We start from the raw sequence: 12,165 nt of genomic DNA, 5'->3' as shown, positions 1-12,165 counted from the left end.
ATAGCTCTTATGAAAGCTAAGGCGGAAGCGGAACTAGTTGAATACCTTACGAACCACTTGGCCTACGAACGCGAGATGCTGGGTTTCACCCTTAAGATGCTGTTTCAGTCGGACGGCTTGAGATGGTGCGCGTTTTTCGAGTCGTTTGGTTTACACGCGCGTAACTTGTATGATTTCCTTCGTCACGAAGGCCAAAAAGGAAATACCATCCGTGCCGATGATTACTTGCCGGGCCGGAAGCGCTCCGCACCAAGTCGCGTGGATGGGCGACTGAATGCGTCATTTTTCCACCTTTCCACTGATCGGTTGAAGAATGACCCAGTGAATCTCGATGACGCGATTCAGATTGCTCAGTGGATAGACGCAGAATGGAAGAAGTGGGCGGCGCAGCTAAGTAGCCCGTTTAGTGAGCTAGCAGAGGCAGCTCCTGTCTGCGCTCTGGAGGTGCCGAGCGGTGTCTCTACACCTACTGCGTCGTCAGATGTGAAGGTCATCACCTAGGCGTGAACCGGCCGGCTTGTTAGGTCAGCTGCCGCGCCGCCGCGAAAACTCCGCCACGCTGACCGCTTCGGCCCGCCGCGTTTTGTCGAAGTCCAGCGCACCAGTCGGCTGCGGGCACGTCCGTGCTTTCCTACTCGCGCCAATCCGGGCAGGCAGCACATTATGGCCCACCTCGCTCCCTTGTGTCCTATCTCAGACGCACAGTTTGTGGGGGCAGGTTTTTGGCTTCTGGACAGTGTCTCCTGTGTCTCCAACAGGGCGTGGAGAGGGCGCGAATCGGAGGGCGTGCCCGCCCGGCAGTCAGGCAGTGAGCGCCTTCGCCAGCGCGACGAACTCGGCCACGCTGACTGTCTCGGCCCGCCGGGTCTCGTCGATGCCCAGCGCCGCGAGCGCCTCCAGCGCGCCGGGCACGCCCTTGAGGCTCTGGCGCAGCATCTTGCGACGCTGGCCGAAGGCGGCTTCGGTGAGGCGTTCGAGGGTGCGGGCCGAGACGCCCTCGGGCATGGCGGCGGGGGTCACGTGGACAATCGCGCTCATCACCTTGGGCGGCGGGGTGAAGGCACTGCGGTGGACCTTCATCGCGAGCCGCGCCTCGGCCCGCCACTGCGCGAGCACGGCGAGGCGGCCATAGGCGTCGTCTCCGGCCTGCGCGACGATCCGGTCGGCAACCTCGCGCTGGAACATCAGCGTGAGCGATTGCCACAGCGGCGGCCAGGCCTCACCCCCGAGCCAGCGCACGAACAGCGCGGTGCCGACGTTATAGGGGAGGTTGGAGAGCACATGGAACGGCGCGCCGTGCATCAGCGCGGGATGATCGAGCTTCAGGGCATCGCCCTCGATCACCGTCAGCTGGCCGGGGAAGCTCTCCCCCAATTCGGCCAGCGCGGGCAGGCAGCGGCGGTCCATCTCGATCGCGGTGACGCGTGCGCCTGCGCGCAGCAGCGCGCGGGTGAGGCCGCCGGGACCGGGGCCGACTTCGAGCACTGGCTGGCCCGTGAGATCACCGGGAAGCGCGGCAATGCGGGCGAGCAGTTGCTCATCCAGCAGGAAGTTCTGCCCCAGCGCCTTGGACGCGGCGAGGTTGTGGCGGGCGATCACCTCGCGGATGGGGGGAAGATCAACCAATGTCCGTTCGCCCTGAGCCTGTCGAAGGGCCGTCCTTCCACTTCGCAACTGCGCTATAGGAAAAGACGGGGCTTCGACAAGCTCAGCCCGAACGGAAGTTATGCGCCGCTGCGCGCCGCTGCCATCGCGCTCGCCATGCGGATCGCCGCTGCCATCGCGCCCGGATCGGCCACGCCTTGCCCGGCAATGTCAAAGGCAGTGCCGTGATCGGGCGAGGTGCGGATGATCGGCAGGCCGAGCGTGACATTGACGCCCTCGTCGAAATCGAGCGTCTTGATCGGGATCAGCGCCTGATCATGATACATCGCAAGGGCAACATCATAGCCAGTGCGCGCGCGCGGTGTGAACAGGGCATCACCCGGCACCGGACCGATGGCGTCGATCCCTTCAGCGCGCAGGCTGGCGATGGCCGGCGCAATGATGCGCGCTTCCTCATCGCCGAATTGCCCGCCTTCGCCCGCATGGGGATTGAGCGCCGCGATGCCCAAGCGGGGTTCGGCAATCCCGAAATCGCGGCGCAGCGCCGCGGCGACGATCCGGGCCTTGTGGGTGATGAGATCGGGGGAGAGCAGGGCAGGCACCTCGGCCAGCGCGACATGCACCGTCAGCGGCACGGTTTTGAGCGAGGGCCCTGCCAGCATCATCACCGCATCGCGATAGGGCAGGCCGCAGGCATCGGCGAGAAATTCGGTCTGGCCGGGATAATCGAAGCCGATTGCCGCGAGGGCGGATTTGGCGACCGGAGCAGTCACCAGTCCGACAGCGACACCTGACAGCGCAAACCGCGTCGCCCAGGTGAGCGAGGCCAGAGCGAGCCGCGCGCCATCGGCTTGGGGTGCACCGGGCGTGTAGGGCGCATCGAGCCCGGCCATCACCGGCAGGCCTGCCCCGATTGCAAAGAGCGCCTCGGCCGGATCGGCTATGGGCACCAGTGGGCAATCGATCCGCGCGCGCGCGGCCGCAGCCGCCAGCACTTGCGGCCCGCCGACAACGAACAGCGGAGGAAGGCGGCCTTCTGCCCTGAGCCGCGCCCACGCGCCAAGGATCACCTCCGGGCCGATCCCCGCCGGATCACCCAGCGCGATGGCAAGAGGCGCCGCGTTCACGCTCAGTTATATTCGATATAGGCGTCGTTACGCAGGTCGCGCAGATAGCGCTGGGCGCGCTTGTTGATGCGTTCCTGCTCGATCTGGTCCATCACCGCCGCGAAGGTCGGGGCGCCCTTGTCCTCGGGATCATCGCGTCCGCACAGCATCAGCACGCGCACGCCTTCCTCGACCCCGCCGAACAGCGGTGTGGTCTGCCCGATCTGGAGGTTGAGGATGATGTTGCGCAGCTGCTCGGGCAGATTGGCGGCAAGGATCTGGTCATTCGAGACGACCTGCGCGCCCACAGCCTCGGTTGCCCGGTCGGCATCGGCGCAGCCGCGCATGCCATCGATGAATTTCACGAATTGCTCGATCTTCGCTTCGGCCTTGGGCTGGGTGGTGCCCGGCTCGAAGGTGATCGTGATCTGCTTGAGATTGAGGATTGCCTGGCTCGGATCAGCCATCAGCACCTGCCGCTTGTTGATCAAATAGACGATCGAGAAGCCGCCCGGGATTTCGATCGGACCATTGAGCTGGCCGGGCTGGAGCTGGCGCACAGCCGTGGCAAGCGGGGCGGGCAGCTGGCCGAGCCGCACCCAGCCCAGATCGCCGCCGACGACCGCCGTTGTCGCTTCGGAATATTGCCGCGCATAGGCGACAAAGCTGCCGCCCGCCTGCAATTGCTGCATGATCCGCTGTGCATTTTCGAGCACGGCGGCGCGGTTTTCCTGCGTTGCCGACAGGTAGATTTCGCCGAGACGATATTCATCGGTCCCGCGCGAGGCCTCGAGCCGGGCGAGCACATCATTGACCTCTTCCGCCGAGACATTGACGAAGGGCATGATGTTGCGGCGGATCAGGTTTTCCCACGCCAGCTCGCCCTGGATCTGGCGCTTCAGCGCCTTGGGCGATGAACCGACCGAGCGCAGGTATTCATCCATCTTCTTCGGCTCGCCCGCAAAGTTCTGCTCGGCAAGCTGCGCATAGGTGCGTTCGATATCTTCGGGCTTGGCCGGGATGTCCTGCGCCTGGGCCGCCTGTACCTTGAGCGTTTCATCAATCAGGTTGCGCAGCACTTGCACGCGCAGCCGCAGCAATTCCTCGTCGGTGACCTTGGCTTCCGACGCCGAGGTGACCAGCGCCACGCGCTCGTCAATATCCGTGCCGGTGATGACATAGCCATTGACCACCGCGGTCGCGGTGCGGACATCGGGGCTGGCCTTGCCGAACAGCGTGACTTCATCGGGCAGGCCGAAGGGATTATCGGCGGTGGGCACCGCCACCGTCTGTGCCGGAGCCGCCGCCGGCACCACGGCGAGCGTGGCCAAGCCTGCCAGCACCAGACTTGCACCGGCCTTGTAGAAGAATTTCGATTTGACTGGCGATTTGACTGGCAATGTCACTGCGTAATCCCGTTCCGGTCCAAGAAATCGCCCGATCCCGTTCGTGCGATTGATTCAGATTTATCGCCGCTTTGCTGAATGAAAGCTGAGTTATCGCGGCGATGATGATGGCTTACCCGTCCAGCCGCGCCTTTAGCGGCTTTTACCCGCTGTGCCAATTGATCTGAGCCTCACGCCTAGCGGAAGCCCAGATTGCGCAGCGCAAAGAAGATCTGGAAGGTGTTGCCGCGCAGCGCGTCACCGGCGGTGACGAAATCGCGGCGGAAGGTCGCGCCGAACTCCATGCATTCGTCCTGATAAGCGACCCCGATCCGGGTGCGGATCGGCTCGAACCCATCGAGCGCGAAGAATGGATTGTCTTCAGCCGAAGACAGGCTGAAAATCCCCGATCCGAACACCGACCAGTTGCGCCCGAAGGCGATGCGCCCGGCAGCGCGCAGCTCTTCGCGGTCGGCGAGGTCTTCGACAGTGGTGATGTTGCGGTTGAGCCGAAGGTAACCGATTTCGAGATAGGTGCGCGCGCTGCCAACCGCCGCATCGATCTCGTTGCGGCGCATGATGAAATTGTCCTTGTCGAGCCGGTAGCGGTGGGTCAGGCTGACAAGATTGCCCAAGCGCACTTCGGTGCGGCCCACGAAATCCGACACCCGATCCGGCAGGCCGGTGCCGACAGGGAAGATGTCGTTCTGTTCTTCCAGCCGGTAGAATTGGCCGATGGTTGTCTTGACGCGCAGACCCGGCCGGGTCAGCTCCCAATCGAGCCCCCAGGTGATACGCGCGCCATCTTCGATGCGATCATAACCGGCAAAGCGATTGAGCGCGAAGAGGTTGGAATCTTCCAGATCAATCGCCCGCGAATCCTCGTTGGGGATAGCGAGATTGCGGGTCTGCGGGCTGGCGACAAATTGCACGCGCGGCTTGAGCACCTGGGTGCCGCCGAAGGCTTCGCCGACAAACGGCCATTCGATATCAACCGCGCCGGTGGCGACGCCGCGCGCGGTCCAGCCTTCGCGCCCGCGATAGACTTCGGTGATGGTCGAAAGCGTGTCTTGCGTGTTGTAGATATCGCCGCGCAGCAGTGCGGTGAGTGTCACCACCTGCCCAAGCCCCGTCATCCGCCGCAGATCCCACTTGGCGGCGGCAAAGGCGCGCTGGGTGTCCTGCCCGTCGGTGCGCACCAGCGCGAGCGTGTTGGCCTGCAACTGGATGCGCCCGCCCAGCACCGGATCATCGACGAGGCGGCGGTAATCCATCGCGGGCAGGGCAATCGGGATCTGGCCTTGATCGGCAATGATGCGCAACGTCTGCGTCGCCCAGCCGGCAATCGAGAGGTAGGAATTCTCGTCAATCCTCTCGAGATTGACCACCGAACGCAGCCGGTCTTCGCGGCTGAGATCGTAGCGGCGCAGGAAGGTGCGGTCGCTGGCAACGCGGATCGACCCGGTGAGGCTCCATTCGGGGGTGAACTGGAACCGGCCATTGGCATCGAGATAGCCGCGCGGATCATTCTCGAATCCTGCGCCGCCTGTCAGGTCAGAGGCGCGGTCGCTCGCGGTGACGAACCCGGTGATCTGATAGGCGCCCTTGTCGGTGAGGTGACGCCATTGGGCGCTGGCCATCGGCGCCACGCTGGAGAAGACATAAGCGCCGAGCTTGAGATCGCGGTTATCCCCAAGCCGCCAGTAATATTCGCCGCTAACCTCGATCCCGTTGACCGCAGTGATGCGGAAATCGGGCACCAGAAAGCCGCTTTCCGCCTTGCCGTCGGTGCGCAGCGCGAGACCCGGCAGGGGCAGGATGCGGGCGCCGAACAATTCGACCATCGCGCCCTGGAACCGCACCCGGTTGGCGGATTGATCATAGATCACCTTGCGCGCGGTGATGCGCCAGCTCGGGTTCTTGGCGCAGCCTTCGGCATCGCTGATCGCGCAGGCGGTGTAGGCGGCATCGGTAAGGATGGTGGTGCCATCCTCGCTGCGGGCAGCAGAACGCGCCGCGAGCCTGCCGCCCGCCCGCAAGGCGATCAGGAGATCGGCCATGGCGCCCGCTTCGAACTGATCATTGAGCGCGATGCTTTCGGTGAAAAGCCGGTTGCCGCTGTCATCGACCAGCCGGACATTGCCATTGGCCAGGATGGAACCGGCCCGGCGATCCCACGTGACTTCATCGGCCCTGACCGAGCGATCCTTGCTTCGCAGCACGACATTGCCGCGCGCGGTGACGACATCGCTTTCATTGTCGTAGGAAAGTTGCTCGGCCTCGAAATCAATGACCTCGCCTGCCATGCTTTCGGCCAGATCTTCGGCGGGGCTGGCCGCATCTTCGGCCAAGGCCGGGGTGGCTGATGCAGCGGCCAGCAGGAGAGCAAGCGGCGAGGCAGACCGCCGCGCTGCTGCGCGCCAGCCTGGCTTTGTGCTAAAGCGCGCGCTGCCCGAGGTTCCGCCCGACATGGCTTGCCTATTGCACCGCTCGCGCTTAATCGCAATCGCGTTTGATCAAGGCCTTTCGTGCTTTGCCTGAGCCGACCTCTTTGGCGCGCGGCAGGCCGTGCACCCCCTGCGGCCAGCCAAGCTCTTTTCTTGCGGAGACCCCATGCAGATCCTCATTTCCGACACCACGCCCGCTTCTGTCCGCCTGATCGCGCGGATCACCCACCAGTGCGAAGCGCTGGCCGGGCTTGACGCGGCCCTCAGCGAAGGGGCCGCTGCCGCGCGGTTTGGTGGCCGGGTCGGTCAGGTGTTCGAGGGGTTCACCGTGGACAACGGCGCGTTGCGCCGCATCGCGCTGGCCGGTGCCGGCGAAAGGACCGCGACGGATCGCATGCTCAACCTCGAAAAGGCGGGCGCGGCGCTTACGGCCAAATACCTCGTTTCGGGCGAGACCGAAATGGTGCTGGACCTTGCCGCGGCAGGTCTTACCGCGCCGGATGCGGCGGCGGTGCTGCTCGGCCTGCGCCTGCGCGGTTGGCGTCATGACGCCTATCGCACCAAGCTGGCCGCCGACAAGAAGCCCAGCCTTGCCACGGTGCATGTCGTGGGTGCGCCCGCCGGAACGGCCGAGGCATGGGCCCGCGAGGCGGCGCTTGCTGCCGGGGTGGAGTTCACCCGCAAGCTGGTGACCGAACCGGCGAACCTGCTTTATCCCGCCACCTTTGTCGCCGCCTGTGAAGAGGCTTTTGCAGGGACGGGCGCAGAGCTCACCGTGCTCGGCGAAGCCGAAATGACCGCGCTGGGCATGGGCGCCTTGCTCGGCGTCGGGCAAGGATCGGAGCGTGAGTCCAAGCTGCTGGCGATCCGCTGGAATGGCGGCGAGGCGGGCGATAAGCCGACTGTCTTTATCGGCAAGGGCGTGACTTTCGACACCGGCGGGATCTCGCTCAAGCCCGGACCGGGCATGGAAGACATGAAGTGGGATATGGGCGGCGCGGGCGCTGTCGCCGGGGCGATGCTGGCGCTCGCCACCCGCAAGGCCAAGGCCAACATCATCGGCGTTGTCGGGCTGGTCGAGAACATGCCCGATGGCAAGGCGCAGCGCCCCGGCGATGTTGTCACCACGATGAGCGGCCAGACCGTCGAAGTCCTCAACACCGACGCCGAAGGGCGGCTGGTGCTGTGCGATGTGATCCATTGGGTGCAGGAACAGTATGATCCCGCGCGCATGGTCGATCTCGCCACCCTGACGGGCGCGATGATCATTTCGCTCGGCCATGAATATGGCGGAATGTTCGCCAATGATGATACGCTGGCGGCCCAGCTTGATGCCGCGGGCAAGGCCACCGGCGACAAGCTGTGGCGGATGCCGCTCGGCTCGGCCTATGACAAGCTGATCGACTCCCCGATTGCCGATATCAAGAATATCGGCCCGCGCGAGGCCGGTTCGATCACTGCGGCGCAGTTCCTCCAGCGCTTTGTGAAGAACGGCACCCCGTGGGCGCATCTCGATATCGCGGGCATGGTGTGGTCGAACAAACCGGGGCATAGCTGGGACAAGGGCGCAACCGGCTATGGCGTGCGCCTGCTCGATCGTTTTGCGCGCGATGTGCTGGAAAGATAGCGAGGAGATTTCGCCATCCCAAAGATGCGCAAGAAGTCCGATCTGCCGACCAAAACCTGCCTTGCCTGCGGGCTCCCTTTCACATGGCGCAAGAAGTGGGAGCGCGACTGGGACAATGTGAAATATTGTTCCGACCGGTGCCGCCGGGGGAAGGGCGCCGCCGCGTGACCAAGCTCGATTTCTGGCAGGTTACCGATGATCCCGTCGAGAAAGTCGTGGCGCTGATCGCGAAGCGCGTGCGCGATGAAGGCGCGCGCTTGCTGGTTGTCAGCGCGGACGCCGCCCAGCGCGAGAGCATTTCCCGCGCCTTGTGGCAGGCCGGGCCGGAGAGCTTCCTCGCGCATGGCGAGGCGGGCGCGACCGGGGCAGAGCGCCAGCCGATCCTGCTGTCCGATGATGTCGCAGCCCCGAATGGTGCGAGCCATCTGGTGCTGGCCGACGGGCGCTTCCGCGAGGCCGCGGGCTTTGCCCGCGTCTTCCTGCTGTTCCCGCCCGATGGCGCGCCCCATGCGCGCGAAGCGTGGAGCGCGCAGGATGGCCGCGAGGATGTCGAGCGGGCTTACTTCGCGCAGGAAAACGGCCGCTGGGTCAAGAAACGCTGAAGGCTTGCGTCCGGTCCGCCGATCAGCAATGCTCCGGCTTGCTCAACAGGGGGAGCGACCATGCGCAATCTCATCACCTTCATCCTGACCGGCGCCAGCGCGCTGCTGGCCGCGTGCGGCTCTGAACAGTCCGGCACGATCACCACGTCTGACGGCGAAACGGCCGAATACCGCATCGATGAAGCCAGCGGCGAGACCACCATGACCATCAAGACGCCTGATGGTGATGCCACCATGCGTTCCGGCCAATCCGTGCCGATCTCGCTGCCCGACGGGTTCAGCCTCTTTCCCGGCTCCACCGTCGTCACCAACACAGTGGTCAACCAGCCCGATGGTGCCGGCACGATGGTGACTTTCGAAGCGGGGGCGAAGGCCGCTGCGATCATCGCTCATTTCAAGGCGCAGGCCGAGAAAGCGGGCTATGCGATTGAGCTCGAAGCGACCATGAACGAGACCATGATGCTTTCGGGCAAGCGTGCGGGCGATGGCGCCAGCTTCATGGTGAGCACCGGTGCTGTGGTCGATGGCAAGACCAGCGGCCAGCTTGTGTTCGGCAAGGGCGCAGGCGGGTAAGCGATCCGGCCTGTCTGCTAAGGCTTGAACAAATGCACGTCCGCCGCTAGGGGCGCGGCCAGTTCATCTGGCGCGGTGTTTGCAGCGCTGGCAAGCCTCTCCTGATCCCACAAACAAGGACGAATACTCATGGCGGTTACCCGCACCTTTTCGATCATCAAGCCCGATGCCACCCGCCGCGATCTGACCGGCGCGGTCACCAAGATGCTGGAAGACGCCGGCCTGCGCGTTGTCGCGTCGAAGCGCATCCACATGACCCGCGAACAGGCCGAAGGCTTCTACGCTGTGCACAAGGAGCGCCCCTTTTTCGGTGAACTCGTCGATTTCATGATGAGCGAGCCGGTGGTGGTGCAGGTGCTCGAAGGCGAAGACGCTGTTGCCAAGAACCGCGAAGTGATGGGCGCGACCAATCCGGCAGACGCAGCGCCGGGCACGATCCGGAAGGAGCTGGCGCTCTCGATCGGTGAAAACACTGTCCACGGTTCGGACTCGGAAGAAAACGCCGCGATCGAAATCGCCTTCTTCTTCAAGCCGGAAGAAATCGTCGGCTAAGGCTTTTCAGACCAGCCAATCCAAAGGGCCGTCCCACGAGGGGCGGCCCTTTTGCTATGGCGCGCTCACGCTGTTGAACCCCGCCAATTGCGCGGCATGGGCGTGGTGATGGCCGCTGGCGCTCGCTGCCATGACCTTGCGCATCTGGCCAAGCGCTGCCGGGGTCATGGCAAGGCCGAGCGCGCTGTAGCAGCTGCGGATCGCGCCTTCCCAATCACTGTTGAGCTGCGCAAAATCGAGCCGTGCGACCGGGCCTTGCCAAGAGGCCAGCACCGCCGCGAGGCGTTCTTCGCGCAGCGCAATCTTGTGCCGCCACAGGGCTTCGATCTGGGCAAGATCGCAAGTGTCGGATTGAATCGCCATCTGGTTCGCGGCGAGCGACACGGCGCTTTTCAGCACCGCGGCATGATCGCGCTCGGCCAGCACCAGCCGCGCATCGGGCAGCAGCGCGAGCAGGGTGGCGAGATCTTCGGCAAAGGCAGGCACCTTCAGCACGCGCGGCTTGTCGGCAATCCCGCGGATCGCGGCGTCGGTCCGGAACATGCGCAGGAATTCGCGGTAGATCGGTGCCGGATCGCGGCCTTCGCTCCACGCGGAATAGGCCGGGATGCGCCACTGCGATTCGTAGATCGAATGATGCAGCGCCGCCGAAATCCACGCCAACTCCTCTTCGACCTCGGCGGGGGCCATCGGGTGGATCGATTGCATCCACGGGTTGAGCACGCCCAACATCGCCAGCTCGAAAGTGGCTTTGGCCCGGTTCACCCCGCGCCGTGCCGGCACCGGATGATAGGCATCGCAGTAGCGGGTGTGCGAATGCGCCGGATCCGCCGCCAGCAGCTTGTGGATGCGGGTCGTGCCCGAACGCATGTGGCCAATGACGATGATCGGCGGGGCGAGCCGGGTGGCGAGCAATTCGGGGCGCTTTGACCACAGATCCCCCAGCGCCAGCCGTGTTTTGACCGTGCGCAGCAACTGGCCAAAAGCCATGGCTTGCCCGAGCGGATTGAGATCGGCTTCGCTGCGCACACTGTCGCACATCCGGGTGAGGCGTTCGCGGAAATCGGCGACATCCTCGGCGCTGCGCCCGCCGTGCTCTGCGGCATCGGCGCGAGGGCCAAAGGGCTTGGCCGCGATGCGCCACAGGGTATCGGGATCAAGTGTGGGCGGCGGCAGCCAGCCCTTGTCCCATGCCTTGCCGAGAAACGCATTAGCCTGATCGGCGCGTTTGCCGCGCGCGAGCAGGTGAGGGCGGGGCGGAGGCTGTCGCACCATCAGAAAGCGTCTGCAATGTCCATCAGCCGCGTCAGGCGCTTGGGCGCGACCGAGCGCCAGCTGCGTTCAAGCCAGGCGGTGACATCATCCCAATCGAGATCGCGCCGATCCAGCACCATGCCGATCCAGCCGCTCGCGCCGTAGAAGGCCGGCTTGAAATAGGTGTCGGGCTGATCCTCGATCAGGCTGGCCATCTCTTCCGGCCCGCTGACCTTGACGAGCAGGGCGATGCGTTCATGCCCGTGCGGGCGATCGGTGAAATAGGCGAAATATTTGCCGGACTTGCCCTCGCCGACCCGGAACCCTTGCGAGCCGAAGCTTTCCTGCTCGCCCGTTTCGGGCAGGGCAAGCGCACGGGCGCGCACCTGTTCGAGCAGCCATGCCGGATTGCGCCAGCGCGAGACGTAATCGGCCACCGCACGCGGGAAGAGCTGGTGTTCGGCCAGCCGCACCCGTTCGGCCAGGCTGGCAGGCGTATCACCGGGCGCGATCGCGACCTCAGCCTGTGCGAGAACCTCGCCCGAATCGAGCTCGCCCGTCACCAGATGCACGCTTGCGCCGGCATGGCTATCGCCTGCCGCTATGGCCCGGGCAAAGGTATCAAGGCCCTTGTATTTGGGCAGCAGCGAAGGATGGATATTGAGCATCCGGCCCTGCCAACGTGCGACAAATTCTTCCGACAGGATGCGCATGTAACCGGCCAGCACGATAATCTCGGCACCGGCAGCGATGGCGGCCTGTTCCATCGCAATATCGTGATCGGCGCGGGTCATGCCCTTGTGCGACAGGGCAAACGTGGCAAGCCCTTCGAGCTGCGCGAGCGCGAGCCCCGGTGCGGCCGGATCATTGCTGGCGACGAGCACGACCTCATAGGGGCAGGCGGGCATGCGGCTGGCATAAAGCAGGGCCGCCATGTTGGTGCCCGCGCCGGAAATGAAGATGGCGATTTTGGCTTTATCGGTCATGCTGCACTATCCGTCATGCTGAACTCGT

The 12,165-nt window shown here is 64.6% G+C and carries 12 protein-coding genes; 6 read left to right on the top strand and 6 right to left on the bottom strand.

Annotated elements, in window-relative coordinates; all coding sequences use genetic code 11:
* The first annotated feature begins 9 nt into the window (after positions 1 to 9).
* Positions 10 to 501, top strand: a complete 492-nt coding sequence (locus tag SOQ14_RS02835; protein ID WP_322896531.1) for a hypothetical protein — start codon at positions 10 to 12, stop codon at positions 499 to 501.
* Positions 502 to 801: 300 nt separating this feature from the next.
* Here the strand turns inward: SOQ14_RS02835 and rsmA are convergent, their stop codons facing one another.
* The 4 genes from rsmA to lptD form a co-directional block, all read right to left on the bottom strand.
* Positions 802 to 1,626, bottom strand: a complete 825-nt coding sequence (gene rsmA / locus SOQ14_RS02830) for a 16S rRNA (adenine(1518)-N(6)/adenine(1519)-N(6))-dimethyltransferase RsmA (RefSeq protein ID WP_322896530.1) — start codon at positions 1,624 to 1,626, stop codon at positions 802 to 804.
* Positions 1,627 to 1,724: 98 nt separating this feature from the next.
* Positions 1,725 to 2,732: a 4-hydroxythreonine-4-phosphate dehydrogenase PdxA gene (gene pdxA / locus SOQ14_RS02825; protein WP_322896529.1), complete on the bottom strand. Its 1,008-nt coding sequence runs from the start codon at positions 2,730 to 2,732 to the stop codon at positions 1,725 to 1,727.
* 2 nt (positions 2,733 to 2,734) lie between these two features.
* Positions 2,735 to 4,117 (bottom strand): peptidylprolyl isomerase, encoded by a 1,383-nt coding sequence (locus SOQ14_RS02820; RefSeq protein WP_322896528.1) that lies wholly within the window; start codon positions 4,115 to 4,117, stop codon positions 2,735 to 2,737.
* Between the two features lie 176 nt (positions 4,118 to 4,293).
* Positions 4,294 to 6,567 (bottom strand): LPS-assembly protein LptD, encoded by a 2,274-nt coding sequence (gene lptD, locus SOQ14_RS02815; RefSeq protein WP_322896527.1) that lies wholly within the window; start codon positions 6,565 to 6,567, stop codon positions 4,294 to 4,296.
* Between the two features lie 142 nt (positions 6,568 to 6,709).
* On the opposite strand from lptD, the gene SOQ14_RS02810 reads away from it, so the two are divergent.
* The 5 genes from SOQ14_RS02810 (at position 6,710) to ndk (ending at position 9,897) form a co-directional block, all read left to right on the top strand.
* Positions 6,710 to 8,170: a leucyl aminopeptidase gene (locus SOQ14_RS02810; protein ID WP_322896526.1), complete on the top strand. Its 1,461-nt coding sequence runs from the start codon at positions 6,710 to 6,712 to the stop codon at positions 8,168 to 8,170.
* 24 nt (positions 8,171 to 8,194) lie between these two features.
* Positions 8,195 to 8,338: a DUF2256 domain-containing protein gene (locus SOQ14_RS02805; protein ID WP_416232718.1), complete on the top strand. Its 144-nt coding sequence runs from the start codon at positions 8,195 to 8,197 to the stop codon at positions 8,336 to 8,338.
* The gene (locus SOQ14_RS02800; RefSeq protein WP_322896525.1) at positions 8,335 to 8,772 is read left to right on the top strand and encodes a DNA polymerase III subunit chi; all 438 of its coding nucleotides are present in this window, start codon (positions 8,335 to 8,337) and stop codon (positions 8,770 to 8,772) included. The genes SOQ14_RS02805 and SOQ14_RS02800 overlap by 4 nt, the downstream gene beginning before the upstream one ends.
* Before the next feature lie 60 nt (positions 8,773 to 8,832).
* Entirely contained in the window at positions 8,833 to 9,345 is a 513-nt protein-coding gene (locus SOQ14_RS02795) for a hypothetical protein (RefSeq protein ID WP_322896524.1), read from the top strand.
* A gap of 129 nt (positions 9,346 to 9,474) precedes the next feature.
* Entirely contained in the window at positions 9,475 to 9,897 is a 423-nt protein-coding gene (gene ndk / locus SOQ14_RS02790; RefSeq protein WP_322896523.1) for a nucleoside-diphosphate kinase, read from the top strand.
* Between the two features lie 54 nt (positions 9,898 to 9,951).
* Here the strand turns inward: ndk and SOQ14_RS02785 are convergent, their stop codons facing one another.
* Both SOQ14_RS02785 and purN read right to left on the bottom strand, forming a co-directional pair.
* Positions 9,952 to 11,172, bottom strand: coding sequence for a sulfotransferase (locus SOQ14_RS02785; RefSeq protein ID WP_322896522.1), 1,221 nt, complete (start codon positions 11,170 to 11,172; stop codon positions 9,952 to 9,954).
* Positions 11,172 to 12,137: a phosphoribosylglycinamide formyltransferase gene (purN, locus tag SOQ14_RS02780; RefSeq protein WP_322896521.1), complete on the bottom strand. Its 966-nt coding sequence runs from the start codon at positions 12,135 to 12,137 to the stop codon at positions 11,172 to 11,174. Before purN ends, SOQ14_RS02785 begins: the two co-directional genes overlap by 1 nt.
* Positions 12,138 to 12,165: the final 28 nt, after the last annotated feature.

It is taken from the genome of Erythrobacter epiphyticus (assembly GCF_034653295.1).
GTDB lineage: Bacteria > Pseudomonadota > Alphaproteobacteria > Sphingomonadales > Sphingomonadaceae > Erythrobacter.
The sequence above is the reverse complement of the archived record's forward strand: the minus strand, read 5'-3'. Positions and strand labels throughout refer to the sequence as shown.